Here is a 17,953-nt window from a genome sequence, read left to right as displayed (position 1 = left end):
ATTCATAACTTTTTTTTACCTACCTATTGAAAATGATTATCAATAGGGTTATCATGGTAAATGAAAATTGTTATCAATAAGAAGTTGGTGGGGGAATACATATGAAAAAGGGTTTGGCTACAGCATTACTAATATTAGGTTCTAGTATTCTATTATTTGGCTGCTCGGATGCAAGTGAAAAGGCCTCAAAAGATCATGCGACAGACAACGAATTATCCAAAAAAGAAACAGCTATTTTGGAACAAGTTACAAAGGATTATCGTGAATTTGCACTAGCTGAAATTGAAGAATTTGTAAAAGAAACGGAGCAATTCACTCATGCAGTAATTGAAGGGGATATTGATTTAGCCAAGGAATTGTATGCTCCAGCTCGAATGCATTATGAAAGATCCGAACCAATAGCTGAGGTGTTTGGGGATTTAGATCCAAAGATTGATGCACGTGAAGGGGATGTGCCTGAGGAGGAATGGTCTGGGTATCATCGAATTGAACAAGGGTTGTGGGTAGAAAAAACTACAGAGGGCTATACCGAATATGCAGAACAATTAATGAAGGATGTCACCTTACTCCGTGCAAAAGTAGAAACAGTTGAGGTAACTCCTGAATTATTGATAACAGGAGCGGTTGATTTACTCAACGAGGTTTCTACTTCAAAGGTAACAGGGGAGGAGGACAGATACTCTCATACAGATTTATATGATTTTGTTGCAAATGTTCAAGGTGCAGAAAAGATCTATCAATTATTGAATCCAACTTTAAAGGAGAAGAATCAAGAGCTATCTTCAGAAATTCAGTCCCGATTTGATGATGTATATACGTTATTAGATCAACAAAAACAGGGCGAAGGATATAAATTATATACGGAATTGACGAAGGATGAGGTTAAACAATTAAGCCAGGCAATTGATGCACTAGCAGAGCCCCTTTCTCAAATTGGAATAGTTGTGGAGGGATCATAATTGAAGAATGAGCTTGAAAACCATAGAGAACGAGGAGAAATAGTCAGACCAGTATCAAGGAGAGAGGTACTGAAAATGGCTGGGATTGGGGGAGTAGGAGTTATTCTCGGAGCGTCTGGTTTAGGAGGGATTCTATCTGTCGCAGAAACCCATTCCGTTGAGGAAAAGGAAACCAATATTGTTCCGTTTTACGGGAAGCACCAAGCTGGAATTATTACCCCTGCGCAAAATCATATATATTGTGTAGCTATGGATATGACGACTAATGAGCGGGATGAGTTGGTAAAGTTGTTTCAAGACTGGACAAAGGCCTCTGCGTTGATGACGAAGGGAAAACCAGTAGGAGAGCCTTCAGCAAATGGATTTTTACCCCCAAAGGATACTGGGGAGGCATCCGGCCTTTCTCCATCTAATTTAACCATTACCTTTGGTGTTGGCCCAAGTCTTTTTGAGAAAGAGGGAAAGGACCGTTTTGGTTTAAAAGCTAAACAACCTAAAGAATTAGTTGATTTACCCAAATTTCCTTTGGATTCCTTAAAGGAAGACTGGACCGGTGGAGACTTGTGTATACAAGCCTGTGCAGATGATGCACAGGTTGCTTTTCATGCTGTCAGAAACTTGGCTAGGATAGCGAGAGGAAAAGCAACCATTCGATGGGCACAAACTGGTTTTCAGCGTTCAAAACAAGCGGACACTAAAAATGAAACACCGAGAAACTTATTTGGTTTTAAGGATGGAACCATCAATCCTGATGTGAAAAATCAAAAGGAAATGAATCAACATGTTTGGGTTCAGCCAGGGGATGGTCCAAATTGGCTTATAAATGGCAGCTATATGGTGATAAGAAGAATACAGATGTATATCGAGGTTTGGGATCGTTCTACATTAAAGGATCAAGAAGTTACCTTTGGACGCTACCGGGATAGCGGGGCTCCATTAGGTCAAAAGGATGAATTTGATTCAGTCGATCTAAACAAAAAAGATGAAAAAGGAAATACTTTTATCCCCGCAACAGCACATGTCCGACTTGCACATGGCAATGGGAAAGAGATTATTTTGCGGAGAGGATACTCTTATGCAGATGGTATGGACTTAAAGACAGGCAGCTTTGATGCCGGGTTACTTTTTATCAGCTTCCAAAGGTCTCCGAGTAAGCAATTTATTCCAATCCAGGAGCGCCTTGCAAAAAACGATAAATTAAATGAGTACACGGTTCATCGGGGAAGCGCAATTTTTGCCTGCCTACCAGGAGCAAAATCAGATAGTTACATAGGAGAGACGCTTTTTCATTAGTCCGTGTTTTTGATAAGGGGAGAGGTTTTATGAATGCTTTAAAAATGAAATGGTTTTCGATTGTTTTGATCCTTTTTTTGCTTTTAAATGGCTCAGTTGTAACCAAGGTACAAGCAGTTGAGAACCATGATGAGTTATTTATTTATATAGGGGATAGCCTGATGAAGGTAAAAGAAGAGGATTGGAAGGCTATTGAAAACAATCTCTCTCTCTTTGAAAAAGACTGGGCTAAGATTAAAAAGACTGGAAAATTAGCTGAAAAAGTCGAGGAGGAATTAGCTGCAGTAAGAAAATCTCTAGGACATCAAGATGTGGAATCAGTCAATCAGGCATTATCAAAACTATCGAATGCATTTGTTCAATATGATGAGGAGCAAAACCCAGTTGATAAGGAAAGGGAGAAGGAAAAGGTTCAATTACTTTTACCACATTTAAATGATTTGAAATCTACCGTTGAAGAGGGCAATTTTACTAAGGCAAATACACTTTATCGCCAGTTTAATAGTAAGTGGACAGCAGCTGAAAAAATTGTTCGTACGGAAAGTGTTGCTTCCTATGGTGAAATTGAAACTTATATGGCCTTTATTCGAATTGCAATTACAGAGGAACCTCCAAACAATGAAAAGGCATTGAATAGTATTGATCGCCTTAGTACTGCAATCAATCATTTTCTATCAGGTAATGTCTCAAAGAAGATAGGTAAAGATCACTCATTAAGTGATATCACGAATTTATTAGCGAAAAGCAGCATTGCGATGGAAAAGCAATCAGTTAGCGAAGCAACTGAACATTTAAATCAATTGCTCATTATTTGGCCCATGGTAGAGGGGGATGTGCAAACAAGAGACAGCAAGCTATACAATGATATGGAAACAAAGGTGCCAACCGTAATTAGTCTATTAAACTCTCAGAATGGGGATTTAAAAAAGGCAGCAGAAATCGTAAAGGAGTTACATACAAGGCTTAAGCCGCTGCTCAACTTAGACAACTACACCATGTGGGATTCAGCATTAATCCTTTTAAGAGAAGGGTTAGAAGCGATATTAATTGTCGCTACATTAGTAGGCTTTTTAAAGAAGACAGGTAATAGTAATAAGCAAAAGTGGATTTGGTTAGGAGTAGTTTTTGGGCTACTTGCAAGTGCAATTTTAGCGGTTTTCATTAATATCATTTTTTCAAAGATTGGGGCGGCGTCTAGCCGTGAGTACATTGAAGGAATAACAGGTATCGTGGCGGTGGCAATGATGCTCTCGGTTGGAGCTTGGCTTCATAATAAAACAAATGTTCAAAATTGGAGCCGCTATATTAATCGTCAAATGGGTCAGGCATTAGCCACTGGAAGCCTATTTTCATTTGCTCTAATCAGCTTTCTTTCAATTTTTAGAGAAGGAGCAGAAACGATCATTTTCTATGCTGGGATGGCTCCAAAAATTAGCTTGAATGCACTTTTATCGGGTATTGCATTGGCTTTGGTTATCATTGTTATTCTAGGATTCTTAATTATCCATTACAGCGTGAAAATTCCAATTCGCTTATTTTTCTTAACCGCAACCATATTAATCTATATCCTATCATTTAAAATTTTGGGAATCAGTATTCATGCTTTGCAGATTTCAAATGTCTTGCCAACTCATAGTTTATATCCATTTCCTTTTATCGAATGGATTGGACTTTATCCTACGTTGGAGACATTTTTACCTCAGCTGGGGTTATTGGTAGTCATATTTATTATTAGCATTGTAGTAAAAAAGAGGGAAAAAAATAGTCAAATCGCTGCTTAATAGATAACTATAGTCATCTATTTAGAAATAGGGCGGTCCCATTAGTGATATCTTTGGGACCGCCTCTTTTAATTTCTTAAGCCTTTGCGGCTTGAATTTGGATATCAATTTTTACTTTATCGCCGACAAGTACGCCACCTGTTTCAAGAGCTGCATTCCAAGTTAAGTTGTAATCACTGCGTTTAATTGCTCCAACTGCGCTAAAGCCAACCTTTTGATTACCCCATGGATCTAGTCCTTGACCTTCAAAAGTAACAGCAAATGTTTCTTGTTTTGTTACTCCATGAAGATTTAAGTCTCCGGTTACCTCGTATTCATCCTCGTCTTTTCTTGTAATATTTGTTGCGGTAAAGGTCATTTTAGGATTGTTTTCAACATCAAAGAAATCGCCAGAACGTAGATGGTTATCACGGTCTTCATTTCGAGTATCTACGCTTGCAAGGTCCACAGAAAATTGAATAGTAGCTGTTGTTAAGTCTGTTGGATCTGCATCAATGGTTGCATCGAATTGTTTAAAGCTCCCCTTTACGTTTGCAATCATCATATGTTTAATTGAAAAATCCACACTGCTGTGAGCTGGATCAACTGCCCATTTTGTTTTTGTCATTTTTATTTCTCCTCCACTTTGTTTTTTTTTTATTTATAATATCTCAAATTCGAGATAACTTAATTCAAGATAAATTATATGTTAACACTATGTAGATGTCAATAAATAAAATTTTATTGATTAATAATAGTTGGTTTACCTAAAATTTGTAAAAATTATAAGGCTTGTATATCATTAAAATGGCTACAAGGAAAAATATGGGTTAATTTATATTTTTAGAGGTGATTTTGATGAAAGATGTACTAGTATTAGGTGGAACACAATTTTTTGGTAAAAGACTTGTAGAGAAATTGATTGATAGTGGGAAAAATGTAACGATAGCAACAAGGGGGCTTACACCTGATTCTTTTGGGGATAAGGTTAATCGACTAATCCTTGATCGAGAAGATACCTCAACCATTAGAGGGATTTTTGAAAATAGGAGTTGGGATGTTGTTTACGATCAATCGTGTTTTTCTCCTCAGGAGGCTAGTGATATGGCTGATGCATTAAAGGGAAGGGTAAAAAGATATATTTTCACCTCATCACAAGCGGTTTATGATTATGGGGTCAATCATAAAGAAGAAAATTTTGATCCGGGCTCTTTTTCATTTCCATTCAAAGGAAGAAAAGAATATCCAGGCTATGAAGGATATCAGGAAGCAAAAAGGGCATCAGAGGCTGTTCTTTTTCAGAGCAATCAATTTGAAACTGTAGCTGTCCGATTTCCCATAGTTATTGGAAAGGATGATTTTACGAATCGGTTAAAATTTCATGTTGAAAGGGTAATGAATGGAGAACCAATTGGTGTAACAAATCCAGATGTTAGATTTAGCTTTATTATGTCGCATGAAGCGGCTGATTTCTTATATAAAATGGGTGAATCTTCATTTGTCGGTCCAATTAACCCTGGTTCAAAAGGGGATATGTCTTTGAAAGAGCTATTTGAAAAAATAGAAAAACTTGTTGGCAGGAAGGCAATCCTAACGAATGAATTGACAAAAACAAACGCCTCCCCATATGGTCTAGATGGGTCTTGGGGAGTCAATACAGACAAGGCAGCTAGTCTCGGATATCATTTTTCAGACTTAAATCACTCTATCGACGAATTGATAGAATACTATATGGCTTAAAAGGTGCCAGGCACCATCCAATATTTGGATGGTGCCTGGCACCTCCTATGTCGAAAAATTTCGAAAAATAATAGAAGGAAATATTTAGTAGGGTATAGAATTGTAAACAGGTGGAAAAAATGATGGTTTATACCAAAAAAGGGGAGAAAAGAATGAGTAAAAAGAGAAAAACAGCAAGTCTTTTATTGGCGGGAGCCTTATTCTTTGGCCTGCCATTTACCGGTGTTGCAAAAGAAACGAAGAAGGCAGCTCCAAAGAAGCCAGCTCCAAAGGTTGTCCAGTATGTCGCATTAGGTGATTCCCTCGCTGCTGGGCAGACTCCAGATGGATTTATTGATTATGGCTATCCTGATTATATTGCAGATAATTTCACCAAGAACAAGAGTACTTACAAACTATCAGACTATGATAATTTTGGAATACCAGGTTATACCTCCGAACAATTAAAAGTGGATTTATTAAAGAGTAAAAAGATTCAAAAGGAGGTAAAGGAAGCCACTCATATTACCATTGATATTGGCGCAAATGATTTATTAGCAGCTATTAAAGCAAACCCAACAGATCCTACAAAAATTGCAGAATTTATTCCGGGAGTTGCTAAAAATCTAAACGAAATCCTTACTCAAATTGATAAACTAAATTCAAAAGCGAAGGTTTTTGTTATGGGTTATTATAATCCATACCCATATTATCCAGCAGAACAACAAAAAGCCTTGCTTCCATTATTGACTGCCTTTAATGGTCAAATTTCTTTGGCTGCTAAAAATCACAAAGATACTTACGTAGCAACAGAAAAACCGATCGCCAGTAAGTATCAAGACTACTTTACGAATCCTACAAATATTCATCTAAGTATTGCAGGCTATAAAGTCATCGCTAATGAGTTTTGGAAATCAATTGTTAAAGTGAAATAATATTTAAGGGGGATTCCCAATAATGAGGGTGCCAGGCACCAATAACACTATTGGGAAATCCCCCTTATATTTGTTTGACAGAGATAGCATTTGAGGTGGATGTATGAATACAACCATCTAAATCCTGAGCGCTAATTAATCCAAGATTAATAGCAGATTTAATTTTTGCATCATCTGGTTTTTTCACAATTTCAATGAGGTCATTCATTTTTAACTCTTCTAATCTCTTAATTGTTTCTTTATCATTATACTTCTCTATTTTTCTAATTTGTCTCTGCAGCCTGTACCGATTAATAGATATTTCTCCTTTTTGATTAGGGCCAACGTGTTGGTCAAAATAGCGATGGAACAGATCTTTCATTTGATTGATTTCAAATTCAATCTCTTTTTTCTTTTGATTTAGCTCATGAAATTTTATTAACATTTCTTCTGTGATTTGAAGGTCTTCAAAATTACTCAAATATATTCCCCCCACTAACCTTGGATAATTCATCATATTTTGTTCCGAGGGGAAATATACCACTTTTAATAGACTTCTCTTTAGAGAGTAGGTCATACAACATTTTTCTTAGGAAGATGCATTTCTCTTAAGTTTTCTTTTATTCTGCTCTTTCTTATTATTATCTTCCTCCTTTTTACTAAATTCTGTGCTGATTTCTCTAGCAATCTCGGTTAATGCTTCATCTGATAATAATGGTTTTTTCTTTTTATTCATAATAATTCTCCTCGTAAGAAGTTAATAATTGTATTATTGACAAATGAATGATAAATAAAAATGAAACACAAATAAATTTTTAAAAAGAGTATTTACAACTCGAAATGATAGGAGTAAGATTATCATCAGTTTCAAAATTCATATCGCTTAATCCATTGGAACGGGGGACCCAATTTTTGTGTAGGAATGCTACACTTGGGGTGAATCCTTTTAAAAGGTAGGGCTACTCTTTAGTCCGAATCCGACAGCTAACTCCGTAAGCGTTCAAAGAGGAAGGTGAAGCTGTTGCGACAAAGAGATAATTGTCCACAGGCTATTTACTGCGCCTTGTGGGCATTTTTTTGTTTAAAAGCTGCTTATAAATGATTCCAATAATATAGTTTGCTTTTTATCAATCAAGGAAATATTAAAAATAAGAAATTATTGGGGTGCAATCATGTTATCAGCTATAAAAAGATTATTAATCGGTCGCCCATTAAAGTCTGAAGAGTTAGGAGAGCAAAAGCTAAGTAAAACTAAGGCTTTAGCGATTCTATCCTCTGATGCTCTATCTTCAGTTGCTTATGGGCCAGAACAAATTTTACTTGTGTTAATTACAATAAGTGCTGCTGCCTTTTGGTATACCCTTCCAATAGCAGTCGCTGTTTTAATCCTTTTAGTTGCATTAATTTTGTCTTATCGTCAAATCATATTTGCTTACCCACAAGGTGGCGGGGCATATATTGTTTCTAAAGAAAATCTAGGTGTAAATCCAGGTTTGATTGCCGGTGGTTCCTTATTAGTTGATTACATCCTTACTGTTGCGGTTAGTATCTCTGCAGGAACAGATGCCATTACTTCAGCAATTCCAAGCCTTCATGAACATAATGTCATAATATCTATCGTGCTCGTAATTTTTATTACAATATTAAATTTAAGAGGGATAACAGAGTCAGCTTCAGTGTTAGCCTATCCCGTTTATCTATTTGTATTTGCTCTATTTATATTAATAGGCAAAGGCATATTTAATATTTTAACTGGTCAAGTCCCACCTGATCTTCATGCACCAATTGGGACACCAGTAGCGGGAATTTCATTATTTCTACTATTAAGAGCCTTTGCTTCTGGTAGCTCTGCATTAACAGGTGTAGAAGCTATTTCTAATGCTATTCCAAATTTTAAAGAGCCAAGAGCAAGAAATGCAGCAAAAACCTTGATGGCAATGGGTTTATTATTAGCTATATTGTTTGTGGGTATTGTCCTTTTGGCCTTTTATTATGGGATAACTCCTAAGGGAGAAGAAACTGTTGTTTCCCAAATAGCATCATCTGTTTTTGGTAGGAATTTAATGTACTATTTTATTCAAGGAACAACGGCAATGATTCTTGTTCTTGCTGCTAATACAGGGTACTCAGCTTTCCCAATGCTTGCATATAATCTTGCAAAGGATAAATATTTTTCCAGAATATTTACGATAAGAGGGGATCGCTTAGGCTATTCAAACGGTATTATTTTTCTAGGTGCTGCCTCTATTCTTTTAATCATTTTATTTAAGGGGCAAACTGAACAATTAATCCCGCTTTATGCTGTTGGCGTATTTATTCCTTTTACCTTATCTCAAACAGGAATGCTTGTGAAATGGGTTCGTGAAAAGCCTGCAGGTTGGAAGTTCAAGCTTACCATTAATTTTGTCGGTGCAGTAATTAGTTTCTTAGTTTTGATGACCTTCTTTATTACGAAGTTTTTTCAGGTATGGTCTGTATTAATTTTTCTACCAATCCTTATTTTTGTGTTTCATCAAATCAAAAAACATTATGATTCGGTTGGTGAACAGCTTCGAGTTTCAGAAAATGAACAATTATTACCGATTGAGGGAAATGTAATCATCGTTCCTGTTGCTGGTATAACCCACGTTGTTGAAAATTCATTGAATTATGCAAAGTCTTTGCAGGTTGACCAGATTTTTGCTGTCTATGTATCCTTCAATCGAGAAGATGAAAAAAGGTTTGAAGAAAAGTGGAAAAAATGGCAACCAGAAATTCGTTTGGTTACTCTACATTCTTATTATAGAAGCATTGTACAGCCTTTAACAAAGTTTATTGATATTGTTGAGCATAAGGCAAGAGAATCAAATTATCGTGTTACAGTGTTAATCCCTCAGTTCATCCCAAAGAAGAGATGGCATGATATTTTGCATAATCAATCTAGCCTTTTGATTCGTGCTCATCTTTTATATAGAAGGAATGTAGTTGTTTCCACTGTACCATATCATCTTAAAAAATAACTGTATTTTCAACTATAATTATAGGAAGAAAAACGGTATAGTTCGGAGAGAGCACCGCTTTTTAAAGTGGTGCTCTTATTTTTTGGAATTCCCTCTTTTATTGAAGTTGAATCTATTTTATTTTCTCTACTTTGTTTAACCATGCTTTATAATGCTGCTTTTGATTTTCCCTACCATATTGATCGGTGATTTGCTCCCACTCCTTCGCTGTTTTTTCCAAAGCTTCTTCCGGAGAAAGATTACCAATTAAGGCAAGTCCAATGTTGTTGTCAAGACTTTGCATATATTCCCTACATCCTGGCATAATTAAATCAGCATTTGTATTTTCAAGACTTTTTTCTAACGTATTAAGAAGACTTTTATTTTCTTCAATGCTAGAAAAGGGTCCTTTTTCATTTACTATAAAGTGACTTTGACGATAGGGGTCATTCCCTGCATCATAGGACTTTATCGCACGATTGCTAATTTCTTTTGAAGTAATATACTGAATAACCTCCCATACTTTGTCTGGGTTATCGGTTTCCTTAGATATTGCCAGTACACGTGCGAGCCAAGTGCCACCTTGAGGATGAGTTTTTCCATCGCCCGGCACAAGTGTCCAACCTACTTTTCCAGCGACTTTTGAATCCCATGTTTTCTTATCATAGGAAAAACGTGCGGTATCACTCCATTGAACCACCATGGCAACGTTCCCTTGAAGGAAGGCTGAATTTAAGTCAGTCCAATCGTAAGTGGCTCCAGGTGGTACTGCTTTACTATTTGATAAATGAACCATCTCTCTTAATGCTTCGATACCAATATCAGAGTCAATTAACGGTGTCATATCCTCATCAAAATAAGAGCCTCCTTTTGAAAGGAAACGATTTAAATACCAAATATACCTCATTCCAACATCATTTAAAAAAGCGGTTCCATAAATGTCGTATTTCCCATCCCCATTAGTATCTCGAGTTAGGAACTTTGCAATACGATCATGTTCCTCCCATGTTTTTGGGGCAGCCAAGTCAACACCGTACATTTTTTTATATTCTTCATTATACTTTTTAAAGAGATCCTCTCGATAAAATAATAAGTGGGCGCCTCCGTCGTAAATCATGCCATAATCATGATGATTGTATTTCATATACATATTCTTGTAAATTGGTAGGATATCTGAAGTGGTTTCTTCGTTTATATAGTTGTCTAAAGGCAGAATCATATTTTGTTCAACATATAATGGTAGCTTTTCGGAATAAAGAACAAAAATATCATACTTTTCATCCCTTGCAGTAAAAAGAAAATCCTCTACATTTTCAGTAATTCGATCTGGATAATGAAAAACGAGTTTAACACCAAATTTCTTTGCTATTTCCTCTTCTTCTAACTTAAATGCAGTGACAGAATTTGGCCCATCGGCAATTATTTTAATAGTTGTTAAAGGGTGGTTGTCACTGTTATTTTTCTTTACAGGCTTATCTGTTTCGGTAGAACAGCTAATTAAGGATAGGAGGAGTAAGGCAATCATCCAAATAGGAGGTTTCACTTTCTCACCTTCTTGCAGTTAATAGTCGTAATAATTATAACATTAAAAACAATGAAATCTTTATACTACAAAAATAATAAATTTTCAATATTAGATATCCAAGATGGATAAGTTCTTTATGAGCCAGTTATGCAACGTGGATAGACATTTTTCTAATGTATCATTAATATATAATTAAATTTCAGAATCTTTAGTATAATAACTAGAATTTTATTTGACAATATTGTACGATAAAGACATTGTTCGACAAAAACGATCTATTGATTATCTGATAAGCTTGGGGAACTTTGTAAAAAGTAGGAGAGAAAGTATATAATGCAAGAAAAAAAGGGGATTAAATTTCAATACGCAATTAGCTTATTGGTTATCATCACGATCATAAGCATGATTGTTGTCAGTTGGTTTTCCGCTAGAAGTGCGCTTAAAGAGGCGCTGGCAAAGGAGTACATGGAAAGCAATTATCAATATGCCAACAAACTATCCTTAAGTACAACAGATATGCTAGATTATATGCAACAAAATCTAAATGCGATTGGTAGAACCGCAGGATTTCGTGAATTTGAATATGAGGATTTAGATACATGGAGATTTGCCAACAGTTACTATTTCAATTCATTGTTTATTACCGATACTGAAGGTGTGATTAAAGCTATATCTCCTTTAGTTATTGATTTTAATGGAAAAAAGGTAACCTCAGGCATGAAAATTCAATCTGAAACAATGAAAAATGCCCTGAAGTGGAAAAAGCCATTTATCTCCCATCCGTACCGTGCAACTTCTGGTCAGATCATAATGCTCGTCACAACCCCTATTTTTGATGAAAAGGGATATTATAAAGGGGTCCTGGCAGGAACGATATATTTAGAAAGTGACAATATTATTAAAAAAATACTAAACAACCACGAGTATGGAAACGGATCCTACGTATATGTGGTCAATCAAAACGGTCGAATTATCTATCATCCAGATGCAAGCAGAATCAATGACGATGTGTCCGATAATAAAGTCGTTCAACAGGTGATGCAGGGAAAAAGTGGCTCCTCCCAAATTGTAAATTCTGAAGGTAAGAAGTTTTTTGCTGGATATGCATATGAGAAAAAATTAGGTCTGGGGATTGTTACACAAACTCCTGTTCAAGTAATGGAAGAACCGCTTAAAGACCTATTGAAAAAAATGTCTATTCAATCTCTGCCGCTCTTACTATTAATTTTATTTATTGCAGGTCTATTAGCAAATAATCTTTCTAAGCCTTTAAACACTTTAGCAAAGTATTCTGAGGATGCGATTAATCAAAATAAGGTTACTCCTCTTAAAACATTAAAAATAGATTCAAATATTTATGAGGTTCGACAACTTTACCATCAATTTAAAGAACATATTAATCTATTAAATAATCAAATCCAATTAGATGGTTTAACAGGTTTAGCTAATCGAAAAACATTCGATTCTGTTATTAAGGAATGGATGGATGAACAGATTCCGTTTTCTATTATTTTTCTCGATATTGATCACTTTAAAAAAGTTAATGATAATTACGGACATTTATTAGGGGATGAAGTTCTGAAATATTTAGCAACTATGATACAGAGTGTCTCAAGTGAGGAAGACCTATGCTTCCGTTATGGTGGCGAAGAATTCGGTATTTTAGCGAAGGAAAAGGATGAGAAATGCGCCTTTGAAATAGCTGAGAAATTACGTCATAAGGTGGCAGAAACTAAAAGTCCGACAGGCCAACCGATTACCATTTCCCTTGGAATCACCTCCTGTTGTGAGAATGATCAAGATTCAAAGGAAATTATCGAAAGAGCTGATGCGGCACTTTATCAGTCAAAGTCACATGGTAGGAATCAATCAACAATATATAAAAAGGGACGAATTGTACAATAACAATAAGAAAGGCTGAAGGATAGTCATCAATAGGATGATTCACCCTTCAGCCTTATTTTCTATGATTCATGTACCTTTAGAGGACAAATATCATTTTATTATATCTGGTACCAACAGAAGAATAATGCGTTTTTTTAGTTCCTCTTTTCTGAAAAATATTCCTTGGCATGAGAGAAATTATACTTCTTTTGCTATGGCGCGACCTGCTTGTCGACCAGTATAGAGACAGCCACCAACAAAGGTTCCTTCAAGTGAACGGTATCCGTGAACTCCCCCTCCCCCGAAGCCTGACACTTCTCCTGCTGCGTATAGACCCGGTACTGGATTACCTGAAGAGTTAAGAACTCGACCAGATAAATCAGTCTGTAGCCCTCCTAATGTTTTACGACTGACGATATTTAACCGAACAGCAATTAATGGACCGTTCTTCGGATCAAGAAACTTATGAGGCTTTGCAACTCTAATTAGTTTGTCTCCGATATAATTTCGAGCACCCCGTAATGCTGTGATTTGAAGGTCCTTGGTAAAGGTGTTATCCATTTCCCGATCCCTTGCAAGAATTTGTTGTTCGATATCCTCAAGGGTAAGTAGATTATCTCCGGTTAGCCTATTCATTCCTGCAACTAATTCGGATACGGTGTTTGCAATAATAAAATCTTCCCCTTTGTCCATAAAGGCTTGAACAGGTGCCGGGGCTCCCGGAAGAATTCGGGATAATATCTTCTTAATACTTTTGCCTGTAATATCGGGGTTTTGTTCACTACCAGAGAGTGCAAATTCTTTCTCAATTACTTTTTGCGTCAAAATAAACCATGAATAATCATAGCCAGTATCCTGTATTGCTTTAAGAGTACCTAATGTATCAAAACCAGGAAAATTCGGTGCTGGGAAGCGTTTCCCCTTTGCATCTAACCAAAGCGATGATGGACCTGGAAGGATGCGAATGCCATGCATTGGCCAGATTGGATCCCAGTTTTTTATCCCTTCAGTATAATGCCACATGCGGTCGCGATTGACGATTCGACCACCAGCATTTTCTGTTATTGCCAACATTCGACCATCAACATGAGCTGGAACACCGGAAATCATGTTCCTTGGAGCTTTTCCCAGTCGAGAAGGCCAGTTCTGTCTAATCAAGTCATGATTTCCACCAATTCCACCGCTTGATACTAAAACTGTTTGTGCCAGGAATTCAAATTCTCCAATTACCTCGCGAGAACTAGCTTCTCCTCGTGCAACAGAGCTTGGGGTGAGAATGGAGCCCCTTACACCAATAACTGCACCATCCTCAGTAATTAATTCATCTACTTGGTGCCTTGGTCGATAGTCTACTAGTCCCTTTTCTATGGCGTGACGAACTCTATCTTCAAATGGTTTAACAAGCCCAGGGCCTGTACCCCAGACAATATGAAAGCGTGGGACAGAATTTCCATGGCCTTGAGAGAGATATCCCCCTCGTTCGGCCCAACCTACAATAGGAAAAAAGCGGACACCTTGGGCATATAACCAATCTCTTTTCTCACCGGCAGCAAAGTCTACATAGGCTTCAGCCCACTTTTTTCCCCAATAATCCTCATCGTCATCCCTGTCAAAGCCGGCAGCTCCAAGCCAATCTTGCCAGGCAAGCTCACGTGAATCCTTAATTCCCAGTCTTCTTTGCTCGGGTGAGTCGACAAGAAATAGACCACCAAAGGACCACCAAGCTTGTCCACCGAGAGAGCTCTCTGGCTCTTGATCGAGAAGTAGTACCCTTTTACCGGCATCAGCAAGCTCAGCAGTTGCCACTAGTCCTGCAAGTCCGGCTCCAATCACGATACAATCATAATTCATCATTTTTCCTCCTAGGATAATTGTTGTCTTTAAGTAATAAGTGGGCATACATTATAGTTTCTTAAATCTCATATTTTCAGTGATTATGAGAAAGTAATCGAAGAATTGGGTGGATATATAAGTAAATTTATTTAAATTTTGGAATTTTCTTAATTATATATTAACAATTTAAATATTGTAAAGGTTTCTGGTACCACCATTATTAGAATGCTTATGTCGAAGAGGAGTCGGATATGGATTTTGGTTAGTACATTACAAAAATGGTAATGCTGATAGAAAAATCATCAACTGTAACCAATATCACTGCAAATAATGTCCAACTTTTTTATAGTAATAACTAGGAGGTGAATGGGGATGAAGGTTAACTATCCAGTTAAAGAAGTAGCTGATATTAAAGTAATTAAAGAAGCTCTTAAGCCTTTTGGTGGACGATGTGCTAAATTTGTCGATGGCAATTTAGAATATCAAGTAAAAGAAGAAAATGAAAATGCTGCTTATCAGGAATTAAAGGAAAAAGGATATGTAGAATAAAAAGTCAGGAAGAAATTCCTGACTTTTTATTCTTTGAGGTTTTAAAACGGAATTAAGCGACTACCAGGAAGAGGTGGTAGCCGCTATCATTCTAGAAGGATTTATTACCCAATTTTCAATAATAATTGAGCTAATAGGTTGATTGCAGCTTGTACCACGACATCAACTTGGACTTCTGTTTGTAATACAGTAATTTCACCTGAATCTTCAATAACAGTTGTTTGAGACTGGAATTGGTGTACATCAAGAGATTGTGAGATTTTCTGTAATTGTTGTACATCTTTATGGTTGTCATTACCGAATACGAGGATTGCAGCTTCTACTGCAGCCTGTAATGCAGCTTGAATAAGAAGTAATCCTTGTACCTCTGTTTGTGTAACTGAAACAGTATGGGAATTACGGATAAACAAACCTTGGATTTCTTTTTGACTAACATCAGTATCGTTTTTTGTTTCTTGTCTTGGTTTGTCACTGTGTTTGTATTTATCTGACATATCATTCACTCCTTTCCTAATTGGTACAATATAAGATATTCGTCAGGAGGAGATGAGTTTGTACAAATATCCTAAGATAATAGTGGAAATTTGTATATTTACCACTGAAGTTTTGCAGCCTATATCATTAAGGGCTTTATCAGAATTCCATAGGAAAATTAAGTTATCTTAATATATCGATGAATGAAATTCAAGAATGGTTACAAATGATTGATTACATTTAATTAATATCTTTGAAGGTCAAGATAAATTAAAATAAAAAAAATATTCATAAAAATGTTACCGCTTACATATTGTTATTTAAAAGAATTAATGGTATGATATTTCCAATAAGAGTATATGGATCACATGTAACTGATACGATCAGGCATGGTGGTAAAATAGAAGGTTAATTGCAGCCTTTTTATTGTGCCTCCATGCCTTTTTTATTACCATTCCATTGAAAATACTACAATAGATCCTAATAAAAATGGTTATATTAGGTGAAAATTATTTCTTTTGTTGCTGAAATGCAATATTCTGAATAATGAAAAATGGGATAATGTATTTAATTTATAATCTGACAATAATTATCAGAAAAGGGAGTGTTAAAGGTGGCATTTCATTTCTTTAAAAAGCCTAAATTACAAATATTTGCACCAGTAAACGGAGCAGTGATGTCTTTAGAAGAAGTTCCAGATCCCGTTTTTAGTCAAAGGATGATGGGGGAAGGGGTTGCAATGGTTCCAAAGGAAGGGAATATTTTTGCTCCTGTTCAAGGGAAAATCATTCAGATAGCCCCAACTAACCATGCTATTGGTATTCTTGCTGATGATGGCTCAGAGATTCTCATTCACATTGGTTTAGATACAGTGAATCTTAAAGGTAAAGGATTTACAGTTCGGGTAAAAGAAGGAGATCAGGTATCAGTCGGACAGCTTCTCATGGAGGTTGATTGGGAGTATCTTCGTGAAAATGATAAGAGCATCATTACTCCTATCGTGATAACAAATAGCTTGGATAGTAATAAAAGGTACGAAATTGGCGATGAAAAAGAGGGAATAGTTGGTGAGACAGTAATTATGACAGCTTCCGGGAAGTAATCATTGGATAGAAACCAAGGGGGTTGTTGAATAATGAGAATCAGTAAAATCCTTAATAATAATGCTGTAGTTGTAATAGATGATCAACAAGAGAAAATTGCCTATGGCTCTGGAATCGCCTTTCAAAAAAGAAAAAATGATATCGTCAATGTTCATAAAATCGAAAAAATTTTCGTCATGAAGGAGAATGAAAAGCTACAGCAGTTATTAAACAGAATTCCTGAAGAACATTTTATTCTTTCAGAGGAAATCATTTCTTATGCAGAGGAATACCTAGAAACGAAATTAAATGAACATATCCATGTAGTTCTCGCCGATCACCTTTCTTTTGCGATTGAAAGACAAAGAGATGGCCTTACCTTGAAGAATAAGCTATTACAAGAAATAAAAATTTTATATAGGAAAGAATATGAAATTGGTCTATGGGCAATTGAGCATGTAAAGGAAAAATGTGAGGTGGAAATGCCTGTCGATGAGGCTGCTTTTATCGCTTTACATATCCATACAATGAAGCAAAGTGGAAGTGATATGCATGAAACCTTAAGACATACCACGATGGTAAAGGAAATGGTTACAAGGATTATTAAGCTTATGAATCTCACTGTTCAAGAGGATGACCTTTCCTACCAGAGATTAGTGACACATTTAAGATACGCTTTAACCAGAATGAATCACTACGATCCACATATTATGGATGAAGAGATGCTAAGAATGATCAAAAGGAAATTTCCTATTTCCTATATTTGCGCTTCTGACATAGCAAAAGATTTAGCTTCTAATTATGGAGTGGAGATACCTGAAGAGGAATTAGGATATATTACTCTTCACATTGAGAGGTTACGAAAGCATTAGGTTGAACAGGCCTTTGGGCTTTTTCAATAGAATATCATTATTTTATTGAAAGGGGTGATTGATGAATAAAGAAAATTAGTAAGCATATTGAATTCTTTCAGATTGACGGAG

At 36.2% G+C, this 17,953-nt stretch carries 16 protein-coding genes and 1 riboswitch; of the genes, 10 read left to right on the top strand and 6 right to left on the bottom strand.

The window, feature by feature from the left end; translation table 11 throughout:
* Positions 1-101 precede the first annotated feature (101 nt).
* The 3 genes from efeO to BQ6100_RS16965 are packed head-to-tail and all read left to right on the top strand — an operon-like array spanning position 102 to position 4,033.
* A complete protein-coding gene (gene efeO, locus BQ6100_RS16975; protein ID WP_075982734.1) occupies positions 102-959 on the top strand; it encodes an iron uptake system protein EfeO in 858 nt (285 codons plus the stop codon).
* Positions 960-2,252 carry an iron uptake transporter deferrochelatase/peroxidase subunit gene (gene efeB / locus BQ6100_RS16970; protein WP_075982733.1) on the top strand — a complete coding sequence of 431 codons (1,293 nt, stop codon included), beginning with the start codon at positions 960-962 and terminating at the stop codon, positions 2,250-2,252.
* Positions 2,253-2,281: 29 nt separating this feature from the next.
* Positions 2,282-4,033: an FTR1 family iron permease gene (locus BQ6100_RS16965; protein ID WP_084780446.1), complete on the top strand. Its 1,752-nt coding sequence runs from the start codon at positions 2,282-2,284 to the stop codon at positions 4,031-4,033.
* Between the two features lie 76 nt (positions 4,034-4,109).
* Here BQ6100_RS16965 and BQ6100_RS16960 read toward each other — a convergent pair whose 3' ends face one another.
* Complete coding sequence (locus BQ6100_RS16960; protein WP_075982732.1) at positions 4,110-4,640, bottom strand: YceI family protein; 531 nt, start codon at positions 4,638-4,640, stop codon at positions 4,110-4,112.
* Between the two features lie 230 nt (positions 4,641-4,870).
* On the opposite strand from BQ6100_RS16960, the gene BQ6100_RS16955 reads away from it, so the two are divergent.
* Positions 4,871-5,752, top strand: a complete 882-nt coding sequence (locus BQ6100_RS16955; protein WP_075982731.1) for an NAD-dependent epimerase/dehydratase family protein — start codon at positions 4,871-4,873, stop codon at positions 5,750-5,752.
* Between the two features lie 152 nt (positions 5,753-5,904).
* Complete coding sequence (locus tag BQ6100_RS16950; protein WP_159433168.1) at positions 5,905-6,666, top strand: SGNH/GDSL hydrolase family protein; 762 nt, start codon at positions 5,905-5,907, stop codon at positions 6,664-6,666.
* A gap of 64 nt (positions 6,667-6,730) precedes the next feature.
* On the opposite strand, the gene BQ6100_RS16945 is transcribed toward BQ6100_RS16950, so the two are convergent.
* Both BQ6100_RS16945 and BQ6100_RS21060 read right to left on the bottom strand, forming a co-directional pair.
* Positions 6,731-7,126: a hypothetical protein gene (locus tag BQ6100_RS16945; RefSeq protein WP_235816542.1), complete on the bottom strand. Its 396-nt coding sequence runs from the start codon at positions 7,124-7,126 to the stop codon at positions 6,731-6,733.
* A 108-nt stretch (positions 7,127-7,234) separates the two neighbouring features.
* Positions 7,235-7,381 (bottom strand): hypothetical protein, encoded by a 147-nt coding sequence (locus BQ6100_RS21060; RefSeq protein WP_099421393.1) that lies wholly within the window; start codon positions 7,379-7,381, stop codon positions 7,235-7,237.
* A gap of 134 nt (positions 7,382-7,515) precedes the next feature.
* A riboswitch (cyclic di-AMP (ydaO/yuaA leader) is annotated at positions 7,516-7,658 on the top strand.
* A gap of 159 nt (positions 7,659-7,817) precedes the next feature.
* Between BQ6100_RS21060 and BQ6100_RS16940 the strand changes: the two genes are divergently transcribed.
* The gene (locus tag BQ6100_RS16940; RefSeq protein ID WP_075982729.1) at positions 7,818-9,644 is read left to right on the top strand and encodes an APC family permease; all 1,827 of its coding nucleotides are present in this window, start codon (positions 7,818-7,820) and stop codon (positions 9,642-9,644) included.
* A gap of 112 nt (positions 9,645-9,756) precedes the next feature.
* On the opposite strand, the gene BQ6100_RS16935 is transcribed toward BQ6100_RS16940, so the two are convergent.
* On the bottom strand, positions 9,757-11,166 hold the full coding sequence (locus tag BQ6100_RS16935) for an extracellular solute-binding protein (protein ID WP_235816541.1): 1,410 nt from the start codon (positions 11,164-11,166) through the stop codon (positions 9,757-9,759).
* Between the two features lie 315 nt (positions 11,167-11,481).
* Here BQ6100_RS16935 and BQ6100_RS16930 point away from each other — a divergent pair, with 315 nt between their 5' ends.
* Positions 11,482-13,053 carry a sensor domain-containing diguanylate cyclase gene (locus BQ6100_RS16930; protein WP_075982728.1) on the top strand — a complete coding sequence of 524 codons (1,572 nt, stop codon included), beginning with the start codon at positions 11,482-11,484 and terminating at the stop codon, positions 13,051-13,053.
* A gap of 177 nt (positions 13,054-13,230) precedes the next feature.
* On the opposite strand, the gene BQ6100_RS16925 is transcribed toward BQ6100_RS16930, so the two are convergent.
* On the bottom strand, positions 13,231-14,883 hold the full coding sequence (locus BQ6100_RS16925; RefSeq protein ID WP_075982727.1) for an FAD-binding dehydrogenase: 1,653 nt from the start codon (positions 14,881-14,883) through the stop codon (positions 13,231-13,233).
* A 354-nt stretch (positions 14,884-15,237) separates the two neighbouring features.
* Between BQ6100_RS16925 and BQ6100_RS21500 the strand changes: the two genes are divergently transcribed.
* The gene (locus BQ6100_RS21500; protein ID WP_173719862.1) at positions 15,238-15,414 is read left to right on the top strand and encodes a hypothetical protein; all 177 of its coding nucleotides are present in this window, start codon (positions 15,238-15,240) and stop codon (positions 15,412-15,414) included.
* Positions 15,415-15,518: 104 nt separating this feature from the next.
* Here BQ6100_RS21500 and BQ6100_RS16920 read toward each other — a convergent pair whose 3' ends face one another.
* Positions 15,519-15,908 carry a spore coat protein gene (locus BQ6100_RS16920; RefSeq protein WP_075982726.1) on the bottom strand — a complete coding sequence of 130 codons (390 nt, stop codon included), beginning with the start codon at positions 15,906-15,908 and terminating at the stop codon, positions 15,519-15,521.
* Between the two features lie 593 nt (positions 15,909-16,501).
* Between BQ6100_RS16920 and BQ6100_RS16915 the strand changes: the two genes are divergently transcribed.
* Both BQ6100_RS16915 and BQ6100_RS16910 read left to right on the top strand, forming a co-directional pair.
* Positions 16,502-16,990, top strand: coding sequence for a PTS sugar transporter subunit IIA (locus BQ6100_RS16915; protein ID WP_097677926.1), 489 nt, complete (start codon positions 16,502-16,504; stop codon positions 16,988-16,990).
* A 33-nt stretch (positions 16,991-17,023) separates the two neighbouring features.
* Positions 17,024-17,842 carry a PRD domain-containing protein gene (locus BQ6100_RS16910; protein ID WP_075982724.1) on the top strand — a complete coding sequence of 273 codons (819 nt, stop codon included), beginning with the start codon at positions 17,024-17,026 and terminating at the stop codon, positions 17,840-17,842.
* The last annotated feature ends 111 nt before the right edge of the window (positions 17,843-17,953 follow it).

The organism is Bacillus massilinigeriensis (genome assembly GCF_900117315.1).
GTDB lineage: Bacteria > Bacillota > Bacilli > Bacillales > Cytobacillaceae > Bacillus_BE > Bacillus_BE massilionigeriensis.
The sequence above is the reverse complement of the archived record's forward strand: the minus strand, read 5'-3'. Positions and strand labels throughout refer to the sequence as shown.